General features: G+C 54.6%; 31 protein-coding genes. 15 read left to right on the top strand and 16 right to left on the bottom strand.

Annotated elements, in window-relative coordinates; translation table 11 throughout:
* Positions 1 to 89: 89 nt before the first annotated feature.
* Entirely contained in the window at positions 90 to 608 is a 519-nt protein-coding gene (locus JQC75_RS15970) for a SixA phosphatase family protein (protein WP_239002026.1), read from the top strand.
* Here the strand turns inward: JQC75_RS15970 and JQC75_RS15965 are convergent.
* Positions 605 to 892 carry a hypothetical protein gene (locus JQC75_RS15965; protein WP_203325011.1) on the bottom strand — a complete coding sequence of 96 codons (288 nt, stop codon included), beginning with the start codon at positions 890 to 892 and terminating at the stop codon, positions 605 to 607. The two genes, JQC75_RS15970 and JQC75_RS15965, sit on opposite strands and share 4 nt — an antisense overlap.
* A gap of 74 nt (positions 893 to 966) precedes the next feature.
* Entirely contained in the window at positions 967 to 1,617 is a 651-nt protein-coding gene (locus JQC75_RS15960; protein ID WP_203325010.1) for a glutathione S-transferase, read from the bottom strand.
* Between the two features lie 108 nt (positions 1,618 to 1,725).
* Here JQC75_RS15960 and JQC75_RS15955 point away from each other — a divergent pair, with 108 nt between their 5' ends.
* Positions 1,726 to 1,965, top strand: coding sequence for a DUF3624 domain-containing protein (locus JQC75_RS15955; protein WP_203325009.1), 240 nt, complete (start codon positions 1,726 to 1,728; stop codon positions 1,963 to 1,965).
* 27 nt (positions 1,966 to 1,992) lie between these two features.
* Here JQC75_RS15955 and JQC75_RS15950 read toward each other — a convergent pair whose 3' ends face one another.
* Entirely contained in the window at positions 1,993 to 2,559 is a 567-nt protein-coding gene (locus tag JQC75_RS15950; RefSeq protein ID WP_203325008.1) for an excalibur calcium-binding domain-containing protein, read from the bottom strand.
* A gap of 305 nt (positions 2,560 to 2,864) precedes the next feature.
* Between JQC75_RS15950 and JQC75_RS15945 the strand changes: the two genes are divergently transcribed.
* The 4 genes from JQC75_RS15945 (at position 2,865) to mnmC2 (ending at position 6,471) form a co-directional block, all read left to right on the top strand.
* Entirely contained in the window at positions 2,865 to 3,617 is a 753-nt protein-coding gene (locus JQC75_RS15945) for an MBL fold metallo-hydrolase (protein WP_203325007.1), read from the top strand.
* A 134-nt stretch (positions 3,618 to 3,751) separates the two neighbouring features.
* The gene (locus tag JQC75_RS15940; protein ID WP_203325006.1) at positions 3,752 to 4,936 is read left to right on the top strand and encodes a winged helix-turn-helix domain-containing protein; all 1,185 of its coding nucleotides are present in this window, start codon (positions 3,752 to 3,754) and stop codon (positions 4,934 to 4,936) included.
* 205 nt (positions 4,937 to 5,141) lie between these two features.
* Positions 5,142 to 5,672, top strand: coding sequence for a hypothetical protein (locus JQC75_RS15935; RefSeq protein WP_239002163.1), 531 nt, complete (start codon positions 5,142 to 5,144; stop codon positions 5,670 to 5,672).
* An 85-nt stretch (positions 5,673 to 5,757) separates the two neighbouring features.
* Positions 5,758 to 6,471: a tRNA (5-methylaminomethyl-2-thiouridine)(34)-methyltransferase MnmC2 gene (gene mnmC2, locus JQC75_RS15930; protein WP_203325004.1), complete on the top strand. Its 714-nt coding sequence runs from the start codon at positions 5,758 to 5,760 to the stop codon at positions 6,469 to 6,471.
* A 26-nt stretch (positions 6,472 to 6,497) separates the two neighbouring features.
* Here mnmC2 and JQC75_RS15925 read toward each other — a convergent pair whose 3' ends face one another.
* Positions 6,498 to 6,743 carry a transposase gene (locus tag JQC75_RS15925; RefSeq protein ID WP_203325003.1) on the bottom strand — a complete coding sequence of 82 codons (246 nt, stop codon included), beginning with the start codon at positions 6,741 to 6,743 and terminating at the stop codon, positions 6,498 to 6,500.
* A gap of 375 nt (positions 6,744 to 7,118) precedes the next feature.
* Between JQC75_RS15925 and JQC75_RS15920 the strand changes: the two genes are divergently transcribed.
* From JQC75_RS15920 to JQC75_RS15910, 3 genes are all read left to right on the top strand, one after another.
* Positions 7,119 to 7,787: a YiaD family glycine zipper/OmpA-like lipoprotein gene (locus tag JQC75_RS15920; protein WP_203325002.1), complete on the top strand. Its 669-nt coding sequence runs from the start codon at positions 7,119 to 7,121 to the stop codon at positions 7,785 to 7,787.
* 266 nt (positions 7,788 to 8,053) lie between these two features.
* The gene (locus JQC75_RS15915; protein WP_283165563.1) at positions 8,054 to 8,785 is read left to right on the top strand and encodes a molybdate ABC transporter substrate-binding protein; all 732 of its coding nucleotides are present in this window, start codon (positions 8,054 to 8,056) and stop codon (positions 8,783 to 8,785) included.
* A 75-nt stretch (positions 8,786 to 8,860) separates the two neighbouring features.
* Positions 8,861 to 9,292 carry a hypothetical protein gene (locus JQC75_RS15910; protein WP_203325000.1) on the top strand — a complete coding sequence of 144 codons (432 nt, stop codon included), beginning with the start codon at positions 8,861 to 8,863 and terminating at the stop codon, positions 9,290 to 9,292.
* On the opposite strand, the gene mgtE is transcribed toward JQC75_RS15910, so the two are convergent.
* The 12 genes from mgtE to JQC75_RS15850 all read right to left on the bottom strand — a co-directional run bounded on the left by mgtE (position 9,281) and on the right by JQC75_RS15850 (position 18,537).
* Complete coding sequence (gene mgtE, locus JQC75_RS15905; protein ID WP_203324999.1) at positions 9,281 to 10,645, bottom strand: magnesium transporter; 1,365 nt, start codon at positions 10,643 to 10,645, stop codon at positions 9,281 to 9,283. The genes JQC75_RS15910 and mgtE overlap by 12 nt on opposite strands.
* Positions 10,646 to 10,715: 70 nt before the next feature.
* Positions 10,716 to 10,991 (bottom strand): HPr family phosphocarrier protein, encoded by a 276-nt coding sequence (locus tag JQC75_RS15900; RefSeq protein ID WP_203324998.1) that lies wholly within the window; start codon positions 10,989 to 10,991, stop codon positions 10,716 to 10,718.
* On the bottom strand, positions 10,978 to 11,829 hold the full coding sequence (rapZ, locus tag JQC75_RS15895; protein ID WP_203324997.1) for an RNase adapter RapZ: 852 nt from the start codon (positions 11,827 to 11,829) through the stop codon (positions 10,978 to 10,980). The genes JQC75_RS15900 and rapZ overlap by 14 nt, the downstream gene beginning before the upstream one ends.
* Complete coding sequence (ptsN, locus tag JQC75_RS15890; RefSeq protein WP_203324996.1) at positions 11,826 to 12,269, bottom strand: PTS IIA-like nitrogen regulatory protein PtsN; 444 nt, start codon at positions 12,267 to 12,269, stop codon at positions 11,826 to 11,828. Before ptsN ends, rapZ begins: the two co-directional genes overlap by 4 nt.
* A gap of 2 nt (positions 12,270 to 12,271) precedes the next feature.
* The gene (gene hpf, locus JQC75_RS15885) at positions 12,272 to 12,559 is read right to left on the bottom strand and encodes a ribosome hibernation promoting factor (RefSeq protein WP_011761196.1); all 288 of its coding nucleotides are present in this window, start codon (positions 12,557 to 12,559) and stop codon (positions 12,272 to 12,274) included.
* Positions 12,560 to 12,589: 30 nt separating this feature from the next.
* Entirely contained in the window at positions 12,590 to 14,071 is a 1,482-nt protein-coding gene (locus tag JQC75_RS15880; RefSeq protein WP_203324995.1) for an RNA polymerase factor sigma-54, read from the bottom strand.
* Positions 14,072 to 14,182: 111 nt separating this feature from the next.
* Entirely contained in the window at positions 14,183 to 14,914 is a 732-nt protein-coding gene (lptB, locus tag JQC75_RS15875) for an LPS export ABC transporter ATP-binding protein (protein ID WP_203324994.1), read from the bottom strand.
* Positions 14,911 to 15,465: a lipopolysaccharide transport periplasmic protein LptA gene (gene lptA, locus JQC75_RS15870; protein WP_203324993.1), complete on the bottom strand. Its 555-nt coding sequence runs from the start codon at positions 15,463 to 15,465 to the stop codon at positions 14,911 to 14,913. Before lptA ends, lptB begins: the two co-directional genes overlap by 4 nt.
* Entirely contained in the window at positions 15,452 to 16,009 is a 558-nt protein-coding gene (gene lptC / locus JQC75_RS15865) for an LPS export ABC transporter periplasmic protein LptC (RefSeq protein ID WP_203324992.1), read from the bottom strand. The genes lptA and lptC overlap by 14 nt, the downstream gene beginning before the upstream one ends.
* Complete coding sequence (gene kdsC, locus JQC75_RS15860) at positions 16,006 to 16,554, bottom strand: 3-deoxy-manno-octulosonate-8-phosphatase KdsC (protein WP_380797652.1); 549 nt, start codon at positions 16,552 to 16,554, stop codon at positions 16,006 to 16,008. The genes lptC and kdsC overlap by 4 nt, the downstream gene beginning before the upstream one ends.
* Positions 16,554 to 17,531: a KpsF/GutQ family sugar-phosphate isomerase gene (locus JQC75_RS15855; protein ID WP_203324991.1), complete on the bottom strand. Its 978-nt coding sequence runs from the start codon at positions 17,529 to 17,531 to the stop codon at positions 16,554 to 16,556. The genes kdsC and JQC75_RS15855 overlap by 1 nt, the downstream gene beginning before the upstream one ends.
* Positions 17,532 to 17,574: 43 nt before the next feature.
* On the bottom strand, positions 17,575 to 18,537 hold the full coding sequence (locus tag JQC75_RS15850) for a calcium/sodium antiporter (RefSeq protein WP_203324990.1): 963 nt from the start codon (positions 18,535 to 18,537) through the stop codon (positions 17,575 to 17,577).
* Positions 18,538 to 18,719: 182 nt separating this feature from the next.
* On the opposite strand from JQC75_RS15850, the gene mlaF reads away from it, so the two are divergent.
* From mlaF to JQC75_RS15820, 6 genes are read left to right on the top strand one after another with little or no spacing between them, the layout of a single operon-like run.
* A complete protein-coding gene (mlaF, locus tag JQC75_RS15845) occupies positions 18,720 to 19,532 on the top strand; it encodes a phospholipid ABC transporter ATP-binding protein MlaF (RefSeq protein ID WP_203324989.1) in 813 nt (270 codons plus the stop codon).
* 46 nt (positions 19,533 to 19,578) lie between these two features.
* On the top strand, positions 19,579 to 20,301 hold the full coding sequence (mlaE, locus tag JQC75_RS15840; RefSeq protein WP_420832833.1) for a lipid asymmetry maintenance ABC transporter permease subunit MlaE: 723 nt from the start codon (positions 19,579 to 19,581) through the stop codon (positions 20,299 to 20,301).
* Positions 20,302 to 20,341: 40 nt separating this feature from the next.
* The gene (gene mlaD / locus JQC75_RS15835) at positions 20,342 to 20,812 is read left to right on the top strand and encodes an outer membrane lipid asymmetry maintenance protein MlaD (RefSeq protein WP_203324987.1); all 471 of its coding nucleotides are present in this window, start codon (positions 20,342 to 20,344) and stop codon (positions 20,810 to 20,812) included.
* 14 nt (positions 20,813 to 20,826) lie between these two features.
* Complete coding sequence (locus tag JQC75_RS15830; RefSeq protein ID WP_203324986.1) at positions 20,827 to 21,465, top strand: MlaC/ttg2D family ABC transporter substrate-binding protein; 639 nt, start codon at positions 20,827 to 20,829, stop codon at positions 21,463 to 21,465.
* Positions 21,462 to 21,752, top strand: a complete 291-nt coding sequence (locus JQC75_RS15825) for an STAS domain-containing protein (RefSeq protein ID WP_203324985.1) — start codon at positions 21,462 to 21,464, stop codon at positions 21,750 to 21,752. Before JQC75_RS15830 ends, JQC75_RS15825 begins: the two co-directional genes overlap by 4 nt.
* Before the next feature lie 23 nt (positions 21,753 to 21,775).
* Positions 21,776 to 22,033: a BolA family protein gene (locus JQC75_RS15820; RefSeq protein WP_203324984.1), complete on the top strand. Its 258-nt coding sequence runs from the start codon at positions 21,776 to 21,778 to the stop codon at positions 22,031 to 22,033.
* Positions 22,034 to 22,038 lie beyond the last annotated feature (5 nt).

The following is a 22,038-nucleotide window of genomic DNA, read 5'->3' as shown; positions in this document are numbered from 1 at the left end:
GCCGGGCCGTTAAGCTTCAAGGCTGCCCCCAGTCATGGGGCAGCCTTGATGTTGAGCGATTCAGGGTTGGCGACGCGGAGGAATGTAAGATGTTGAAAAACAAAAACAGGATGGCATTCGCCTTAACCGGGCTTGGTCTGCTCTTGAGCGTGCTTGCCAGCCCGGGCTGGGCCGCCGATATCTGGCTGTTTCGCCACGGTGAAAAGGCGCCGGGGAAAGAGCCTGCGCTGACCGACGCGGGCAAAGAGCGGGCACAGCGTATTGCCGGGCTTATCCTCAGGGCGCCATCGACCGGCGAAAACATCCGGCTCTATTCCACGGATTATCGCCGCACCCAGGAAACCATAGCGCCGCTGGCCAAGGCGACAGGTGTGACGGTAGAGAGTTACGACCCCGCTGACTTGGCACAGTTGGCGGCGCAGCTGAGTACGCTGGATGGCACAGTTGTCGTGGCCGGTCACAGCAACACCACGCCTGAGTTACTCAAACTCCTGACCGGCATTGAGCGCCATATCCCCGAAGACAGGTTCGATGTGCTCTATCATCTTGTGCCGGCCGCAGAGGGCTTCAGTCTGCAGGAGCTGTCATCGGATCCCCATAAGCCTTAATCCCGGTTGGGCTCTGACAGTTGCTGGAGCTGATTTTTAAGCTTTTGTTTGTGCCTCGCCAGTTTAATGATCCGCAGGCCTTCCCAGAGGGCAATCATGCCGCCAATGCTGAGCAGGGCATAACAGTGAATGGGGTCACTCAGAAAAGGGTGAAATGCGGCCTCACCGGTAAAGATACCGTAGAGGCCAAGCCCCAGCAGGATATGGCCTGTAGCGCCAATCCATTGGGTCATAGCCATGGCTTTTTGGGTGGTTTTCAGTTCGGCTTCCAGGGCGGCTTTCATGTGCTTCCTTATCCTGTCGTTGTGAACCGGGCATCCCTGTCACACTCGCTGGCAGGGCGGCTGTGGCATACTCGCTACCCGGTCATCAGCACCAAAGGCAAAGTGTCGCCTTGCTGCTGGTAGAGGGGATACTTGTACATACAAGCTGCAAACGCCTTTGATGCCAGGTGATTATCCAGCCAGCGCGCGACCTTGGGGTAATTGGTGTCGAGCCAGCCGGGTTCTACCCCCGCAAACTGACGCACAAAGGGGAAAATCGCCAAATCCGCCAGGCTTATCTCCTCACCCAGTAACATGGTGCTTTGGCTGAGCCGGTCATCCAGGCCGGCGATAAATTCGCAGGCGTTGTCGCGGTAATAGCTCTGGTCGAATTGGGGATGGCGGTCAAAGTATTTGTATTTGTCGAGCCAGGGCTTAAAGCCTTCGTCGTTGGCAGTTATCAGGGCCAACGCGGCAGGTAATTGTTGCCTGAGAGCGGTCGCTGCGGCTTGGCTGGACTGCTTTGTGGCCCACAACATGATATCCAGGCTTTCGGTCAGCAGGGTGTCGCCACTCACCAGAACAGGAACCGTGCCCTTGGGATTGAGTGCCAGTAACTCGGCGGGCTTATCTTTCAGGGCGACTTCCCTTACTCTGATGGGTAACTGGCAAAATATCAGCGCCATACGGGCGCGCATGGCGTAGGGGCAGCGACGGAAGCTGTAAAGCAGGGCTTGTTCAGTCATGTTGAAACGGTAGCAATGAACGTGGGCCCACTTTAACACGCGTCCGCCCCGGGACGGTGTTTTCCTGTTTTTTTATCGCCGTAAACCGGGCAATTATGGAGTCTTTCCATGGCTTGTGAGGATTGTATCTCGTCTGTTTTTCGCCAGAAGATTGGCCGCTGCAAGCGCTGCATGCTGATGCTCACGGGGCTTTGCATGCTTGGCTGGCCGCTTTGGTATCTGCTCTTTTGGGACAGTATTACCAGTGTGGAGTCTCTGACCTTGTTGGCGTTTTGTATCGCCTGGACTGGCCTGCTGGCGCTGCATCTTGTTGTATGGGCGTGGCGAACGCTGTCTGGGCGCGATTAAGCCGCTGTTTCATGGCCACCCCGCTGTTTAATGACCACACCATTGGGATTCACAGGGGATGCCGTCGTTGTCACCGTCCATTTTCGTGCCAGGACAATTGTTTTGATAGAAGGTGGCTTCGGCACAGGAGCGCATCTCACTGCAGTGGGTTTTGCCTTCGCAGCGAAACACTGGCTCTGGGTATCGTTCCGGCACTATGGCCTCGGTCTCCATGGGCGGCAGTGAATAGTGGGTATCCTGGGAGGTAAAGCCTTCCACCAGCGGGGCTAATTTGGGCACGGCGAAGGCTATCAAGGCTATCAGTACCACGCCCTTTAACAGTTTACCCAATGGAAAGGTCGTTGCTGATTTGCGGGCTTTGATTGGTGAGGCGGGTTTGATAGCCACCCCTTCGATACGGGCAATACCGGCTTGCTGTTTGCCGTCTGATGAGGTTTCCAATTGAAACACTATGATGTCGCCGACACGTGGAGCACGGCTCATCTGTTTCAGTGACGAGATGTGAATAAACACATCGCCAGTGCCGTCCAGCTCTGGTTTGATAAAACCAAAACCCCGTTCGTCGTTCCATCTGACCAGTTTACCGCGTTGCATAGTGCTTCCCTGTTTATGCGAATGAGTGAGCACAGTGGTGCCTGTTCCATCCCTGAATGCCCAATTGGATGTTTAAGAGGGCCTGGTTATGTCGGTTACTTTACCGGTGCCGCCGGGGGGAGACAAGCGTTGTTGGCAACGCTCGGGCGCAGCCATGGCACGCTTGAGTCAATGGAGAAATCTGAGCCTGTGGGCTCAGGTATTAAAGGACGTCGACTAAAGAGGCACCTTCCTGCGTCTTGGGTGGGCTTGAGTGGTCTGATGAGTTTGTCCATAATCATCTTTCCATGGTTCAGGGAATGATTATGTACAAGCTTCACCGGCTCAAGGGCCATATCCAGACCATTTATCTTGCCGAGCACCCCCAGGGGCTGGTGCTGCTGGACGGCTGTTGCCGGGCCGATGTGGCGCTGGTGTGCCATTTTATTCGCCATAAGCTCAAGCGTGCGCTGGCTGAACTCAAGCTGGTGGTGGTGACCCATATGCACCCGGATCATGCCGGTGGCGCACATGCCCTGAGGGCAAAAACCGGCGCCCGCATTGCCGCCGCCGATGTTCCCGGCCACTGGTACCGGGGGCTGGATGGCGTGGCTATGCATCTCACCGATATGGCGCTCGCTGCCTGGGTTGCCAAACGCCTTGGTAAGCCGATGCGCTGGCTCTGGTATTCCCGCAGGCTCGAGGCCGATATTTTGCTTTCGGACGACAGCCGCTTACCGGATTTCCCCGAGTGGCGGGTGTTTCATTGTCCCGGCCATACCGACCGGGATCTGGTGTTGCTCCATGAGGAAGAAGGCTGTGCCTATGTGGCCGATCTCCTGGTGAAGGTAAAGGGCAGGTACATCCCGCCTTTTCCGCTGTTTTATCCCAACCGCTACAAGAGCTCGTTAATGAAACTCAAATGCCTGGCACCTAAGCGGGTGCTGCTGGCACACGGCGGCGAGGTCAGTCTGGCCGAGGTGGATTTGGACCGGGTACTGGCCGACTCGCCCACAGTGCCCATGACCCATTGGCGCTCGGTGAAAATCAAGCTGAAACAAATTTTCCATCGCGCCTGAACTGTGGCTGGTGTGAAGGCTTACCGGCCACTTTGCAGCGCAGCGCCGAGGTGAGCTGACGCGCTGGTCGCTTCCCTTGCGGTGGAGGGCATTCGTCGGCAAGATGAAGTCATCACAGCCCTTTCGACAGCGCCATGACCCTGAAAAACGCTTCCCCCTTTTCTGCCGCCGAGTGGCGCGCCATCAACATCGCCGCACAGGGACTTATTGATGCGCCAAGAGACGTGACAGATTGCATTACCCGCCTGGGTTATGTGCAGATTGATTCCATTCAGGTGGCAGCACGGGCCCACGACCATGTGCTTCACAGCCGTCTGGCCGATTTTCGACCCGAGGCGCTTGCCGCTGCCATTGCCGACAAGTCGATATTTGAGTACTGGTCCCATGCGGCCGCTTATTTACCGATGAGCGACTACCGTTTCAGCCTGCCAAGAAAGTTGGCACTTCGGAACGGTGAGCGACATTGGTTCGAGCGTGACAGCAAGGAGATGCGTGAAGTACTGAGTCGTATACGGGCTGAGGGGCCGCAGAAGGCATCGGACTTTGAGGCGCCAGCGGGTAAGGCCGGTGCCTGGTGGGACTGGAAACCCGCGAAGAAGGCGCTGGAGCAACTTTTTATGGAAGGCGAGCTGATGGTGACCCGCCGTGACGGGTTCCAGAAGGTATACGACTTAACCGAGCGGGTGTTGCCAGCCAGTGTGGATGACAGGGTACCCAGCGATGATGAATACGGCCGTTATCTGGTGCAGCGCTTTTTGGATGCCCATGGCCATGGCAGCCTGGCAGAAGTCTGTTATTTGCGCCGCAATGTGCAGCCGCTGGTGAAAAAAGTCATCGACGATATGCTCGAAAATGGAGAACTGGCTAGCTTTGTCAGCGACGGTAAGCTCAGGTATTTCAGGCACAGTATTGCGCCTGTGCAGTTGCCTTCACGGGTATGGCTGCTCAACCCCTTCGATAACCTGCTTATCCAGCGAAATCGCCTGAAACAGTGGTTCGACTTTGATTACCAGATAGAGGTGTATGTGCCCGAACCCAAGCGGCGATTTGGTTACTACAGTCTGGGCATACTCTGGGGCGATACCTTCGTTGGGCGGGTGGATGTCAAGGCCGACCGGGATAAGGGATTGCTGCGCTTAAGACGTCTGACGCTGGAAGACGCCGCCTATGATAAGTCAGGTTCCCTTAAGCCTTTTTTAGTGCCCATGGAGCAGGCGTTGGCTGAGTTTTGCCGTTTTAACGGTCTGGCCCGCTGGAAGCTGGAAGCCGCCAGCGATAAGCAGCTTAAACGCCATTACGCCCGACAGGTGTGGATCTGACCCAAGTACTTTTACCTGAGCCCTTTTAACTTAGCTTTGCACAAGCGCTTTTAACTTGGATTTGCACAAGCGCTTTTAACTTGGCTTTGCACAAGGCCTTTGCAGCCTGAAGCCGTCGCTGGCATCATGTTGTCCGCCCAAAGGGCATGTTGGCCGCTAGTGCCTGCGCCCTGAAACACCTGCATGGAGAGCCCCCTTGAACTGGATGGAATTTACCCTGTCACTGCTGGATATTCTTATCTGGCCTTTGATAGTGCTTATCCTCTGCGCCTTGCTCAGGGCGCCGCTGGTTGCCTTGCTGCCCCAGGCACGAAAGCTCAGGTACAAAGACTTTGAAATGGAATTCGGTGAAGAGCTCAAGGTCGCGAGCCGAGATGCGCGTCAGGCATTCCCCGAACTGGTGTCTGATCGCAAGGCGCAGCTGATTGCCGCCGTGGAAAACCTGCCCAACTCTGCCATTCTGGGCGCCTGGGCCGAAGTGGAGGACGCCGCCGAGACATTGCTGCGCCGGGATAATCCGGGCTTGTCCTTAAGCCCTGATACACCATACAAACACATGGGGGAGCTCTTGGTGATGGGGCAAAAACTGGATACCGCCAAGGGCAAGCTCTTTACCGAGCTGCGCCGGCTGCGAAACAAGGTTGCCCATGCCAGGGATTTCCAGGTGGGTAAGGCCGAAGCCATTTTATATGTTGAGCTGTGTTTTCAGCTGCAAAGCCACCTGCGGAACCTCTGAACCCCTTTTTTGCGCCATGGAAATTCATGGCGCAATTGCCTAAAATCCTCTGGTTTTTATCGTCATTAATCCAGTATTTCCTCGCATGAACATCAAGTTAGAAGTCACGGCAGACGGCTCACACACTCTGGTTAACAGCTTGCTCGATGAGAGCTATCACGTTTTTAAAGGGGCGCTGACCGAGTCTGTGTATGTGTATATAGAGGCAGGCCTGGTTCCCATGGCGGCACGAAAGCGCACGCTGAGAATACTGGAAGTGGGTTTTGGTACCGGGCTGAATGTGCTCCTGACCCAGCAAAAGGCCGGAGCCCTGGAACTTGAGACCCATTTCACCACCCTGGAGCCGTTTCCGCTGGATGATGACATAGTGGCCGCGCTGAATTATGTAGACTGTTTGGCGGCACTGGGCGGCTATGGCGACCGCCATACCCTTGCCCGGCGCTTCAGTGCGCTGCATCAGGCGCCGTGGGATAGTGAAACCGAACTGCACAGGTTCAGGCTCCATAAAATCCGTAGCAGGCTCGAGGAGCAGCGGTTTTCTCCCGAAAGCTTTGACCTGATTTACTTCGACGCCTTCGCCCCCGCCAAGCAACCCGAACTGTGGGCAGCAGAAAACTTCATTAACCTGTTCAATGCGCTTTCGCCAGAGGGGCTATTGGTCAGCTACTGTGCCAATGGGCAGTTCAAGCGGGATTTGAAAGCCGCAGGATTCAGGGTCGAGAGCTATCCAGGCCCAATGGGTCGCAGGCACATGACCCGGGCCTGGAAGGACAGTGTGTCATCCCTATCCTTAACCTGACTTGCCATGTGCCTGGCATACGGGATTCACATGCTGAAGGCTTGTAGCTTGTCTATTTCTCGCTTGAGACTGGAGAGCCGGATCTCCAGAGTTTCAATTTCCTGCATGATCCTCGATTGGCGGCTACTGCGGGATTGATATGATTCCCGGATCCATTTGAGCAGGGTCTTGCTGGCAATGCCGTGATCCCTGGCGACTTCAGATGGCAGACGGCCGCCTTCCAGTACCGCTGTAACGGCTTCCTGACGTCGGGTCTCATATGCTGCGGACATGATCATAATCCTGTCCTCCTGAATTTTACCTCTCGTCCCAGTTCCCACTGACTGACGCCAGCAGACCCAATGTAGTGCCACTCTGATCTCAAGTGGTTAAATACAGATGTCAGGTACTTCATGTTCGACTCCTTTATTCAACACCTACAAAGAGGTATGCAACTTTGATGTCAATTTGCTAATGGCATTAATATCAAATGTTTATGATTTATTTATGTCAGGGCGAGGGTTGGATTTGCCTGATTTAAGGGCACCTTGCCCCAAGTTGGTGCCTGGCAAGGTAAATCGGGTAAGCAATGGCCAAACGCACAACGTTCAGTTGCCAGTCATCTTGCAGTCGTTATACTGGACGTAAAAATGACAAGAGGTATTTCCATGAACAAGAAAGCAATTCTGACCCTGACTGGCGTATTTACCCTGGCGGCCATGGGCACTGGTTGCAGCACAGTGAACCCCTATACCAACGAGCAGCAAACAGCCAAAGCCACCACCGGCGCCATCATAGGTGCCGTTGCCGGTGCCGCCGTAGGCGTGGCCTCTTCCAGCAAGAGCGATCGCGGTAAAGGTGCCCTGATTGGTGCCGCTTCCGGTGCGGCCGTGGGTGGCGGTATCGGCTACTACATGGACGTGCAGGAAACCAAGCTGCGTCAGCAGTTGCAGGCCAGCGGTGTCAGCGTGACCCGCAGTGGTGACAACATCATACTGAACATGCCAAACGACGTGACTTTCGCCGTTGACAAGACTGACCTGAGCCCACGCGCCATGCAGGTACTGGACTCAGTGGCGCTGGTGGCCAAAGAGTACAGTAAGACACGTTTGAATGTGCTGGGTTATACCGATTCCAGTGGCGCCGACAGCTATAACCTGCGCCTGTCTCAGGTTCGCGCTTCTGAAGTGGGCAATTACCTGCTGAGCAAGGGCGTTGCCGCCGCGCGTGTTTCCACCCAGGGTATGGGCGAAGCCAGCCCCATCGCGTCCAACGCCACAGCCGAAGGCCGCGCGCAAAATCGCCGCGTAGAGATTATTCTGACTCCTATCGGCTAAGTCCGGGTTAGCATGCACCGATTCAAAGGGAGGCTCTGCCTCCCTTTTTTATTGGCGTGGCGCTGCATTACTGGGTCAAACCAAAGTTTGATAGGTCGCGGGTTGTGATCCTGCTCCTTGCCAGCGTTTTGGTACTGGGTTTTGCTTGGGACCCTGTTATAAGACCTGCGAAGGCCAGCTTGGGCCTTTCTCCTCACCAATATCACGGATGAATAATGAAAAAATCTCTGCTGCTCATATCATTACTGACCTCCATTGGCTGCGCCATGGCCAATGAACCTCTGGAGCTGCGCGCCGCGGGCAGTCTTAAAGCCGCCATGGGCGACATAGTGCAGGCCTTTGAAAAAGACAGGGGGCAAACTGTTGTGGCCCAGTTTGGTCCTTCTGGGCTGCTCAGGGAGCGTATTGAGTCCGGTGAAAAAGTTGACCTGTTTGCCTCTGCCAATATGAAACATCCGCAAACCCTCATGGCCAAAGGGATGGGAGACAAGGTGCAACCCTTTGCCCGCAACCAGCTTTGTGCGCTGGCGCAGCCGGAAATTTCGCTGACCCCGGCAACCTTGCTTGAGCGCATGTTGTCAGCCGATGTGCGTGTTGGGACTTCCACACCCAAGGCGGACCCCTCCGGTGACTATGCCTTTCGGGTCTTTGAGTTGGCAGAAACTGTGACACCCGGCGCCGAGGCAAGACTCAAAACCAAGGCACTGCAGCTTACAGGTGGGCCAAACAGTGCCAAACCGCCCAAGGGCGTAAACCCCTATGCCCATGTGATGAAAACCCGCCAGGCGGATATCTTTTTGACCTACTGCACCAATGGTCGTCTGGCCAGTAAAGAATATGCCGAGCTGCAGTTGGTGCCTTTACCGGACAATTTGGCGGTGGGCGCCGACTATGGGCTGTTGGTGATAGATGGGCGTGCCAGGGCGCTGGCCGACTACATTTTGTCCCCTGCCGGACAGGCCATTCTCAGCGATTATGGGTTTGCCGCGCCACGCTGATTGTGTTGCCGGACTTGCAAGATAAAAAATAAATCATTTAAATGAAAAGTAACTTTTATCAAGGAGTCCGGCGCTATGGGTCATCCTCGTGGAGTTGCACTGGCAGTGGAACGTCTTGGCGACAATGTGCGCTTGCTGTTTTTGCATTACCAGGATCGCGGATTGAAGGTTTCGCTCAACATCGAAGGCCAATGCTGTGAGCTTACATTTGAAAAGCTATTGGGGTTCAGGGTGTTGGATGAGGGCGATCTGCTGGAATACTGGGCAGAACTGAGCCTGTCCAACGGTTGGTTATATGAGGTGTCAGAGGGGGGCTGGCTCGAGCAGGAAAGCTTGCGCAGCGGCTTTATGGCCAGCAGCCACCATTCACCACGGGAGTTTTTGGTGGTGACCGAGAAAGAGTGCATCTCAGTGTTAACCCTGGCGATGCAGCCCCAGGTTCGCTGGTGTGATTGCCAGCAAGTCGTACAGTACACCCCATTGCCCGGTGACGCTTCAGCGCATTAAAAATGCCGTTGCCAAACCTAAAAAGGCAAACAACCCTATCACGTCTGTGACTGTGGTCAGCACCATACCACCAGCCAGCGCCGGGTCAATTTTAAGTCGTTTAAGCAGCAAGGGAATGCTGGCGCCGGCGAGCCCTGCCACAGTCATGTTGATCAACATGGCGCCGCCTATCAATGCCCCAAGGGCCAGATCGCCTTTCCACAGCCAAATGGCCACAAATACCAAAATTGACCAGAGTAAGCCGTTGAGAAAGCCGATGGCGAGCTCCTTGCCGATGAGCCAGCGGGAGTTGCTTTGGCCTATGTGACCCAGCGCCATGCCCCTTATCACCAATGCCAGAGTTTGATTGCCTGCCACACCGCCCATGCTGGGCACTATGGTCATCAGGATGGCGATGGTGGCGAACTGTTCCAGGGTAGACTCGAACATATTGCTGACCGAGGCCGCCAGCAGGGCGGCGAACAGATTGACCGTCAGCCACAGGGAGCGGCGGAAACTGCTTTTCAGGACGGGGCCAAAGGTATCTTCATCATCGTCCATGCCGGCCATCCCCATCATGGAGTGTTCGGCATCCTCCCGAATAACATCCACCACATCGTCGATGGTGATGCGCCCCAGCAGTTTGCCTTCTGCGTCTATTACGGGGGCCGACACCCAGTCGTGGCGCTCAAACAGGGCCGCGACCTCGGTATCCGACATGCTCGCCGGAATGCCTTCGATATCGGCATCAATCAGCTCACGAATGGGCATGGAGGGGTTGCAGGTGAGCAAGGCGGTCAGCCGCACCGCCCCGAGCAGCACATCGTGCCGGTCCACGACATAGAGCATGTCTGTGGCCTCGGGAAGAGAACCGAGCTGGCGCAGGTAGCGCAAAATCACGTCCACATTCACATCGGGGCGTATGGTGACCGTGTCGGTATTCATGATGCCGCCGGCGGTCTCTTCCGGGTAGGAGAGCGCCTGCTCGGCGCGGCTGCGGTCCTGAATCGACATGGACTGCAGCACCTGCTTATAGAGGCTGTCGGGCAGGGAGCGCAGAATATAGGCCAGATCGTCAGTATCCAGCCCCGCTGCCGCACGGGCCAAACGCTCCGGGCTCATCTGGCGGATAAACTTGTCTTTCATCTCTTCGCCGAGCTCTTCGAGCACTTCACCGGCAAGCTCAGGGTCGATAAGTTGCCACAGTACCTGACGGGTGCGGGGGGGAGAGGATTCGAGCACCAGGGCGATGTCGGACGCCGCCATGTTAAGCAGCATCTGGCGCACGTGCACAAACATGCCGCTGCCCAGGGCTTCGTTGAGCCGATTCAGCAGCAGCTCGGTTTGTTCGTTATCAAGAAGTTCGACAGCCATCGCTTTCCCCCAAGAGATGAATTGGGAGATATATTAGCAAATTTAAGGGGATGGACGAAACGAAGCCGGCTCAGCAGTCTTCGTCGAAGCGGGCGTTGATGAGGTTACACACGGCATCCATGGCCTGCTCTGCGTCCTCACCTTCGGCAATAATATGGATGGTTTTTCCCATGCCGGACTCAAGCATCAAGAGGCCCAGTACGCTGGCGGCCGAGGCCTGTTTGGTGCCCTGAACCAGGGTTACACTGGCCTTGAATTCCGATGCCAATACCGCCAGTTTGGTGGCGGCACGGGCGTGCAGGCCCAGCTTATTGACTATGGTGACGTCACGTTCAAGTTTTGGCATTCAGTTCCCGGTGGCGGGCCTCAACCTTGTGGTGAGAGTTGGCGAAGCGTTTGGCAAGCTGCTCGGCGATGTACACAGAGCGGTGTTGACCACCGGTGCAGCCAATGGCGATGGTGAGGTAACTGCGGTTATTGCGCTCGAGGTGGGGCAACCAGGTTTCCAGCAGGTTTTCGATTTGCCAGATGTACTTGTTGACCAGGACCTGGCGCTCTAAAAACAGCTTAACCGGCTCATCCAGACCTGTAAGGGGCCTAAGCTCCGGTTCCCAATGGGGATTGGGCAGAAAGCGGGCGTCAAACATAAAATCCGCTTCTGTGGGCATGCCATGCTTGAAGCCGAAGGATTCGAAGATGATCACCAGCTCTTTGTCGGTGCGGCCAAGCAATATTTGCCTGACGGCATCGGCCAGTTCGTAGACATTCAGATTGGAGGTATCTATGAAGTGGTCGACCATGTTGGAGATGGGGGCCAACATCTTGCCTTCAAGCTTGATGGCTTCCTGCAGTGAGACCTTGCTGCGGGACAAGGGATGCAAACGGCGGGTTTCGCTGTAGCGTTTCAGCAGCACCTTGTCGCTGGAGTTAAGGAAAAAGCTGGTGAGCTCTACGCCTTCGGGGAGCCTTGCCAGCTCTTTTTCGAGGGCCTTTTCCTGCTCCGGCATATTGCGGATATCGATACTGATGGCGACCTTGTCGTTATTGCCCTTAAGCTGGGCAAGCAGTGGCCCAATCAGCTGCAGTGGCAAATTATCGACGCAGTAGTAGCCCAAGTCTTCCAGTACCCTGAGGGCTACCGACTTTCCGGAGCCTGAGCGCCCGGAGACTATAACGAGTTTCATCCGGTGATTACCTGATAAAGTTCCTTTTCATCGTGACTCTTGCGCAGCTGCTTGAGGATCTGCTTGTCATTCAGCTTTTCGGCCATGGCGGCCAGGGTGCTGAGATGTTGCTGACACTGGTCCGACGGCACCAGCAAAGCAAACAGAATATCCACCGGCTGCTTATCAATGGCGTCATAACCTATGGCTTCTTCACACTTGATAAGCACAGCCACAGGCTTGTCTATGGTGCCAAGGCGGCCATGGGGAATGGCAATACCATTGCCAATACCAGTGCTGCCCATTTTTTCACGGGCCAGCAGGCTTTCGAATATCTCTTGTGACGAGAGGGAGGGATTCTGGGCAGCAGCGAGATCGCTAATCAGCTCCAGCACCTTTTTCTTGCTGCCCGGAGTGGCACAGCTAGTGCACTCCGGCGCCAGGATGGTACTTAGTTCCATCGTTAATGTTTGGTCAGTTTCTCTTTGTGTTTAATAACCTGACGGTCCAATTTATCAATTAGGGCGTCAATGGCGGCGTACATGTCTTCATGTTCTGAAGTGGCGAATACCTCGCCACCGTTGAGGTGAAGCTTGGCTTCTGCGATTTGCTGCAATTTCTGAACATTGAGAACAACGTGGACATTATTGATCTGTTCGAAATGGCGTTCAAGCTTGGAGAACTTGCTCTCTACGTAGTTACGCAGTGAATCAGTGATTTCGATATGATGCCCAGTCAGATTGATTTGCATAGACACTTTCCTCCAAAGACCTTGGGTGGGTTATAAACTCTTACGTTGGTTCGACGGTGGGATCAGCATCGCCTCTCGGTATTTGGCGATAGTGCGTCTTGCAACGTTGATTCCTTGTTCTGCCAGAAGTTCCGCCATTTTGCTGTCGCTTAATGGTTTCTTCTGATTTTCTGCTGCCACCAGCTTCTTGATAAAGGCACGGATGGCAGTAGATGAGCATTCTCCGCCATCTTCGGTCCCGACGTGGCTGGAGAAAAAATACTTGAGTTCAAAGATACCCCTTGGGGTATGCATGTACTTTTGGGTGGTAACCCGTGAGATGGTGGATTCGTGCATCTCTACCGCTTCGGCGATATCGTTGAGCACCATGGGTTTCATGGCCTCTTCACCATACTCAAAAAAGCCCTGCTGGAACTGCACTATGCAGTTGGCGACTTTCAGCAGGGTGTCGTTGCGGCTCTCCAGACTCTTGATAAACCACTTGGCCTCTTGCAAATGCCCGCGGATAAACTGGCTGTCGGCCTGATTACGACTGGTGCGCGCCATGGCGGCATATTGCTGGTTCACACTCAGTTTAGGCATACAATCGGGATTAAGCTCTACAACCCAACGGCCATTTTTTTTACTGACCGAGACATCGGGAATGACATACTCGTCTTTGGTACTGGTGACAGACTCGCCGGGACGGGGATTCAGCCCCTGGATAAGGACGATTGCGTCTCTGAGCTCTTCTTCCTTGAGGCGGGTTTTTCGCATCAGGGTGCGGAAGTCGCGGTTGGCAATCAAATCCAGATGGTCACGGATAAGCAGCTTGGCATTGTCCAGATGGGGGGTGTCTGGCGGAAACTGCCCAAGCTGAATGAGCAGGCACTCCGCCAAATCTCGGGCAGCCACCCCGATGGGGTCGAAATGCTGAATACGTTTGAGTACGGCCTCAACTTCATCCAGCTCAACCTCTTCATCGCCCACGGCCTCGAGAATTTCTTCAAGACTTTGGGTCAGATACCCCTTGTCATCGATGGCATCTATGATGGCAGTGGCAATGGCCAGATCGGTATCGGAAAAAGGGGTGAGATTTTTCTGCCATTCCAGATGTTCGTACAGGCCTTCACTGGTTTCGCCCTGAAACGGCATATCATCTTCGCCACGGATCCCGGGGCCGGAGACGGGGGCAGCCGTAAAGACTTCATCCCAGGTGGTGTCCATCGGGAGTTCGTCTGGCATGGACTGTTGGTTGAGGGCGTCTGAAGTTTCCAGTGAGGCGGTGTCACTGGCATCGTCTGATACGGACTCCTGGTTGAACTGGTCGTCAAATTCTTTATCGCCGTCATCGGCATCAAACTGATCGCTGCCCAGTTCGTCGTCCATTTCCAACAGAGGATTGGCGTCGAGGGCTTGCTGAATTTCCTGTTGCAGTTCAAGCGAAGAGAGTTGAAGCAGGCGAATGGCCTGCTGCAACTGTGGCGTCATTGTGAGTTGTTGTCCCAGTTTTAGCTGGAGCGACGCTTTCATTGTACTGCGAATCCTTCACTAAATTATTCAGGTAGAAAGCTTTTCTATCAGGTTATCCGGTGATTTACCACCCTGATTCTCCGGATATGAGAAGGGGGCTTTGTTAATTAACTATAGCCTGAATTGCTCACCCAAGTACACTGCACGCACCTGCTGATTGTCGAGGATTTCGGCAGGGGTGCCTTCAGCAATCAAATTACCGTGGCTGACGATATACGCCTTTTCGCAGACATCGAGGGTTTCCCTCACGTTGTGGTCGGTGATAAGGACTCCGAGGCCACGATTTTTGAGTTGCTCGATAATCTTTTTGATATCGATAACGGAAATGGGGTCAACACCGGCGAAGGGTTCATCGAGCAGGATAAATCTGGGGTTGGCGGCGAGTGCCCGGGCAATCTCGACCCGGCGACGTTCGCCACCTGAGAGTGACATCCCCAGATTGTCGCGAATGTGGGTGATGTGAAACTCTTCCAGCAGCTGCTCCAACGACTCTTCGCGCTCATCGGCATTCAGCTCTTTGCGCATCTGCAATACGGCCATGATGTTGTCACGCACCGAGAGCTTGCGAAAGATGCTGGCTTCCTGTGGCAGGTAGCCAATGCCTTTGCGGGCCCGCAGGTGCATGGGATCCAGCGTCAGGTCATCGTCATTGATATGTATGCTGCCCTTATCGCTCTGCACCAGGCCGACCACCATGTAAAAGGTGGTGGTTTTTCCGGCGCCGTTGGGGCCCAGCAAGCCGACTACCTGACCGGTGTTGACGGTGAGGCTGACGTTTTTGACAACCTGGCGGTTTTTGTAACTCTTGGCGAGATTACTGGCCTTCAGGGTCAGTTGGGTCATTGTTGTTTCTCTTGCTGAGGTTGCTCTGTCTTGCCCTTATCCTGCAGATCCTGCTGGTAATTTTCGGGCTTGATGATGGTGATAACCCTGTCGTCTTTTTTACCGCTGCTTTGGGAGGTGAGCTGCTGCTTTTCGATGTCGTATACGATGGAGTCGGCACTGACCTGGCTGCCATCCTGCTCGACCTTGGCGTTGCCTTTGAGGCTCATAACGCGACTGTCGATGTTGTAGCTGATTTCTTCGGCGCTGGCATGCACTGTGCGGCCATCTTCAACCTGCTGGCTGTAGGTGGCAGGGTTACCCTTGGCGAGCAGAATACGCTTGCCGCTTTTCTCGTCGGTAAAGGAGCTCAGTTCTCCGGCCTTCAGCACCAGGCTGCCCTGGGTCAGGGTAACCGGGCCTTCGTAAACGATGCGTTTGTTTTTCAGGTCGGCATAACTGTTGGCCGCGGCAATTTTTACTTCCTGGCTCAAATCAAACTTGGTGTTGGCAAAAGCCACGGCGCTGCAGGTGCAAAGCAGCACCAGAATGAGCGACTTATTTAGGTTCATAGGTTCCCTTAATCTTGCTTAAGAGCTTAACTTCCTTGGCGTTGAGATCAGCATAGAGGCCATGGCCGCTCAAGTGGAAGTTATTGCCGCTGATAATAATTTCTTTGTCGGAGGTGAGGATCATCGTCTTGAGATCCAACTCCAGATAACTGGTATTAAGCTGCTGCAGCGGCTCGTCAATGGTCAGCGCCTCAATCAGCACTTCTTCTTCGAGCATGACTTTGTCACTGGCTTTGTCCAGTTTGCCGGTTTTGGCGGTCAGGCGCCATTCACCCTGACCATCTTCGGGAAACAGGGTGTAGACAGGTTGGGTAAACAGGGTCTGCGCGTCGCCATCGAAGTGTTCCATGTAGGCGGCGCTGACGCGGCTTTCCAACTTGCCCTGCTCGTTGTAACTGATACTGCGAAGGTCGGTGGCCACGTAATCTGGCTTTTGCACACTGTCTGTGAGTTGAGGTTGGCTGGCCTTTTTGCTTTGCACCTGCCAGTAGAGCGTGAGGGCGGTGCCGAACAGCAAAATGATGGCGAGGGTGACGCGGTTCATACGCTCATCCCGTGGGCCGAATCAAACTTGCCCTGGCTCATTAACAGGAGGTCGGCAAGTTCTCTGAGGGCACCGTGTCCACCGGGCAGCGTAGTAACCATGTCGGCGTGTCGGCGAACATAGGGATGACCATCGGCTACACAAACCCCCAGTCCCACGGCCTTCATGACCGGCAAATCCACCATATCGTCGCCAATGTAAGCCACTTCGGCAGCCTTGACACCATAGAGGTCGAGCAATTCCTCATAGGGCACGAACTTGTTATCGACACCCTGATAGATATGAGCGACCCCAAGGGCCGTCATGCGGTTTTCCACAATCTGGGATTTGCGCCCGGTGATCACGGCAACAGCGACACCGGCGCCTTGAAGGGCCTTAACGCCATAGCCGTCGCGGGTATGGAATGCCTTAAGCTCTTCGCCCTGGTTTCCCAGATAAATGCGGCCGTCGGAAAACACCCCATCTACGTCGCAAATGAGCAGCTTGATACCTTTGGCCTTGTTCCAGATGGCATCATCAATGGGGCCGTAGAGTCCTTCGTGCATCAGATAACCCCTGCTTTAACCATGTCCAGCATGTTGAGCGCACCGATTGGGCGTCGCCCGGCGTCAATCACAATCAGGCCGTTGATATTTTTTTCATCCATGAGTTTAAGCGCTTCGGCAGCGAGTATGTGCTCACCAATGGTGATGCAATTGCGGGTCATCACATCGGCAATACTGGTTTGACGCAGATTGATTTGTGCATCGATTACCCGGCGAAGGTCGCCGTCGGTGAAGATGCCGACCAGAGCGCCTGAAGCGTTAACGATTGCCGTCATCCCCAAGCCTTTCTTGGAGATTTCGTACAGGGCATCGGTAATACAAATATCATCCTGTACCAGCGGCAGCTCATCACCTTTATGCATGACATCACTGACGTGAAGCAGCAACTTGCGGCCCAGAGCGCCACCGGGGTGCGACATGGCGAAGTCGTCCTTGGTGAAACCTTTGGCTTGCAGCAGTGCAACCGCCAGGGCATCACCCATCACCAGGGTCGCCGTAGTCGATGAGGTGGGGGCCAGCCCCAGCGGACAGGCTTCTTCCGGCACCTTGATACACAGGTGCAAAAGTGAATGCTTGGCCATGGTGGACTCAGGCTTGCCTGTCATGGAGATGATAGGAATACCACGGCGTTTAATCACTGGCATCAGGGTGAGAATTTCACTGGACTCCCCCGAGTTGGAGATGGCCAACACTATGTCGTTGTCGCTGAGCACGCCCAAGTCGCCGTGGCTCGCCTCCCCCGGATGAACAAAAAAGGCCGGGGTGCCGGTGCTTGCCAGAGTGGCGGAAATCTTGTTGCCAATGTGGCCGGATTTGCCCATGCCCATCACGATAACCTTGCCGGTGCAGCGCAGGATAAGCTCGCAGGCGTCGGCAAAGGCATCACTGTCGACAAACTGGTACAGATTGTCCAGTGCCGCTTTTTCGATATCGATAACCTTGCTGCCCCATTGGCGCAGTTGCTTTCTGTCTACCATATCTGTCTCTCTGTCTGTGCCGGATTAAACCGACAGATCAGGGTCAGTGCGCCTGGAACAGCACGTACTGATAACCGATAAATATCACCAGGAACAAACCGCCGTGCCAACGCTTGAGTTCGCGGTCTTTGCCACTGAGCAGCACAAAGAGCGCCAGCGCTATGCTGGTGGCCATGACCATATACAGGTCGCGGCTGACAGCCTGAGCATCGACCACGCCGGGGGCGATGATGCCGGGCAGAGCCAGCACGGCCAGGATGTTGAACATGTTGGAGCCGACAATATTGCCGATGGCCAGATCATCTTCTTTTTTGAGCGCACTGGCCACGCAGGCGGCAAGTTCAGGCAGGCTGGTGCCCACGGCGATAATCGTGAGGCCAATAACCAGGTCTGACAGGCCATAGTATTTGGCAATACCCACGGCGCCATCGACCATCCAATCGGCAGAGAGCGGCAAAAGCACTATGCCGACAACCAGCCAAATCAATGCCTTGGAAGTCGGGACATCTTTAGGGATCTCTTCATCGGCTTCTGCGGCAAGGGGGTCGGGATCCTTGTTGGTCAGGGCGTGCCAGATGAGATACAGCATCAGCAGCAAAAAGGCGCCCATCAGCACCCAACCCTCAGTGCGGGTGAGCAGACCATCATGGAGGAAATAGCCGGCAAGCGCCGTGGCTGCCAGCATCATGGGGATTTCCCGCTTAAGGGTTTGTGAACTGACGGCGATGGCACCAATCATGGCGGTCAAGCCCAAAATCAGGGTGATATTGGCGACGTTGGAGCCAAGTACGTTGCCCACAGCGGTATCGCGCATGCCATCCATAGAGGCGGTTGCGGCCACAAACATTTCAGGAGCAGAACTGCCCATGGCAACTATCGTCAGACCAATGAGCATAGGGGGCAGGCCCAGATTGCGGGCAAAGGCTGCGGCACCGTAAACAAATTTGTCGGCGCTCCATACCAAAACCGCCAGACCCGCAACAAGCATTAAGATGTTGAGTAACATTTATTGACAAAATCCATGAATACCAAGGCGCATTTTCGCTGGAAATCGGGCAAATTAAAAGTATCCGGGGCGGGAAGTGTGTAAGCGGTTGTCGCAATCCCGGCAATTCCGTACAATTTGCCCTCTTCAATCTGGTGCCAGGATGGCCGAATGTCACTTCATCTCAAGCGCAGGGATCCACAATGAATCAAGAGTCCGACGTATTGGTCGAAATCCGTAGTTTGGGTTTCAGCCGCGGCGAACGTGTCATCTATGAAGATATCAGTCTGTCTATTCCCAAGGGTAAGGTGACTGCCATTATTGGTCCCAGCGGCATTGGCAAAACTACCCTGCTGAAGCTGATGGCCGGACAATTGGTACCGGATCACGGTGAGGTTTTGTTTGACGGCGTGAATATCCACGACATCAGTCGAAGTGAACTCTTTGAGCTGCGCAAACGTATGAGCATGTTGTTCCAAAGCGGCGCGCTTTTTACCGACATGAATGTGTTTGACAATATCGCCTTTGCGCTGCGGGAGCACTCGGGTCTGGATGAGGCCATCATACGTCGCATTGTGCTGATGAAACTCGAAGCAGTAGGGCTCAGGGGCGCAGCCGTGTTGATGCCAAGCGAACTCTCCGGCGGTATGCAGCGGCGGGTCGCGTTGGCCCGTGCCATTGCCCTCGAGCCGGAAATGGTGATGTATGATGAACCCTTTGCCGGACAGGACCCCATTTCCATGGGGGTGCTGACCAAACTTATCCGTGAGCTGTCAGATGCCCTCAATCTGACTTCCGTGGTGGTGTCCCACGACGTGGGGGAGGTGCTGAGCATAGCCGACTACGTCTATGTGATTGCCGATAAGCGTATTATCGCCCAGGGCACTCCGGCAGACCTCAAGGCATCCAACGACCCCAAATTGCGGCAGTTTATCGGCGGCGAACCCGATGGCCCTGTGCCTTTTCATTATCCAGCCAACGATTATATGAAGGAGTTGACCGGTGGCGTTAATTGACGCAGTTGCGCGTTTGGGACGTGGCGCTATAAGCCAGGTTTCCGGTATGGGCCGGGCTGGCGTGATGCTATGGGGCGCCATCTTTTCTGTTCCCAAACCCCGCAAAGGTTTACCGCTGCTGACCAAGCAGCTTTATGTGGTGGGTGTGCAGTCGCTGATCATTATTCTGGTGTCAGGCCTCTTTATCGGCATGGTACTGGCACTGCAGGGCTACACCATTCTGGTGGATTTTGGCACCGAAGAAAGTCTGGGCCCCATGGTGGCATTGAGTTTGCTCAGGGAGCTGGGACCTGTGGTCACAGCGCTGCTGTTTGCCGGCCGTGCCGGTTCGGCGCTGACTGCAGAGATTGGCCTGATGAAAAGTACAGAGCAGCTCTCCAGCCTCGAAATGATGGCCGTTGATCCTCTGCGGCAAATTATTGCGCCCCGATTCTGGGCCGGTGTTATCAGCATGCCGCTGCTTGCGCTGATGTTTACCGCCGTAGGTATCTGGGGCGGTCATATCGTTGGTGTGGAGTGGAAAGGCATCGATAATGGCGCCTTCTGGTCGATTTTGCAGGCGTCGGTAGAATGGCGACAGGACATAGTAAACTGTTTGATTAAAAGCCTGGTGTTTGCCGTTGTGGTGACCTGGATTGCCCTGTACCGCGGTTATGAAGTGGTGCCTAACCCTGAGGGGATCAGCAAGGCGACCACCGCCACTGTGGTGCAATCGAGTCTTGCCGTTTTGGCATTGGATTTTCTGCTGACCGCCCTCATGTTTGGCTAAGGCCAGGCGTTCAGCTTGCTGCAAGGAGTGAAACTTTAGCATGTTGTCACGGAAAGTTGAGATTTGGGTTGGTTTGTTCCTGCTTGCGGGTATCGCCGCCTTTTTGGTGTTGGTCTTTAAGGTGGCCAATGTCGAGGTTCAGGCAGGGAAAAGCAGCTACACCCTCTATGCCAGATTTGCCAATGTGGGCGGTCTGAAGGTGCGCTCACCGGTGAAGGTAGGCGGCGTGGTCGTGGGTCGGGTCAGTAACATTGAACTCGACCCCGAGCGGCTGGTTGCAGTAGTAAGCCTGTCCATGGACGGCCGCTATCGCAATTTTCCGGAAACCAGCAGCTTGTCTATCCTCACATCCGGCCTGCTGGGTGAGCAATTCCTGGGATTAACCCCCGGGTTTGTTGATGATGATATTGCCATGTTGAAAGACGGCGACCGGATTGCCGATACCAAGTCGGCACTGGTGCTGGAAGATCTTATCGGCCAGTTCCTTTACAGCATGGGTTCCAAGGATTAATCGGGAGAATCACTATGTTTAGAGCAGTACTCACGTTAATTGTCAGTCTCTTCTGTATTCAGGTGCAGGCTGAAACCGTGGACAGTAATAACCCCTACAACATGATTCAGGTCGTGGCGGATAAAACCTTCAAACGTTTCCATGCCGATAAGGCTAAAATCGATGCAGATGCCAATCACCTCAAGGTGATAGTGCGCGAAGAGCTGATGCCCTACGTGGATTACAAGTATGCCTCATACAAGGTACTGGGCCAGTATCTGAAAGAGACTACCGAAGATGAACGTAACCGCTTTGTCGAGGCCTTTGAAGCTTATCTGGTGACCACTTATGCCCAGGCCTTTACCGAGTACACCAATCAAACGGTGGAATATGCCCCGGCAGTGGACTTTAAAGAAGAGAAAATTGTGGATGTGAATGTCCGCATCATCGAGTCGGGTCGTCCGCCTATCAAGCTGCTGTTCAAGGCCCGTCGCCTCAAAGACGATAGCTGGAAAGCTTTTGACCTGGTGGCTGAAGGCGTGAGCCTGCTGCAGTCAAAACAGTCAGAAATTACCGGGCTTATTCGCCAAAAAGGCATAGAGCAGGTGATAGTGATGCTCAATGAAAAGGCGGCTACCTCTGTGACCAAGGGCACCAAGGCGGCTGCCAATTGATTACCCTCACCCAGCAAGGCAACACCCTGGCGGTGGCCGGCCGGTTGGATGCGGCCGTCGTTAAACAGCTGTGGCCGGAGGTGGCCACTTTAGTGCCAGCGGACACATCCTGTTTGGATTTGCGGCAATTGTCCTACAGCGACAGCGCCGGTGTCGCATTTTTGCTGGAATTATGGCAACGTGCCCATAGCCGTGGCCAGAGTATTACCCTGATGTCTCCATCGCCTCAGCTTGGTAAACTCATCGCCCTTTATGATTTAGAAGCCTTCTTCGTCGAAGAAGCCTAGCGCAACTAAGGTTCAGTTCATTCATGGATTGCAAACAGATTGAAGAAATTTTGACCCAGGCTTTGGGTCTCGAGGAAGTGCATGTGACTTCCGATGGCAGCCACTATCAGGTCGTGGCGGTAGGTGAGTGCTTTGACGGCATGAGCCGCATCAAACAGCAGCAGGCCATTTACGCCCCCCTGATGGATCAAATCACCAGTGGTGCCCTGCATGCGCTCAGCATCAAAACTTTCACGCCAACCCAATGGAAGCGTGAAAAAATCTTCAACATGCCGCTCTAAGCAAG

The organism is Shewanella litorisediminis (genome assembly GCF_016834455.1).
Classification (GTDB): domain Bacteria; phylum Pseudomonadota; class Gammaproteobacteria; order Enterobacterales; family Shewanellaceae; genus Shewanella; species Shewanella litorisediminis.
This window is presented reverse-complemented; position numbering and strand designations above follow the sequence as displayed.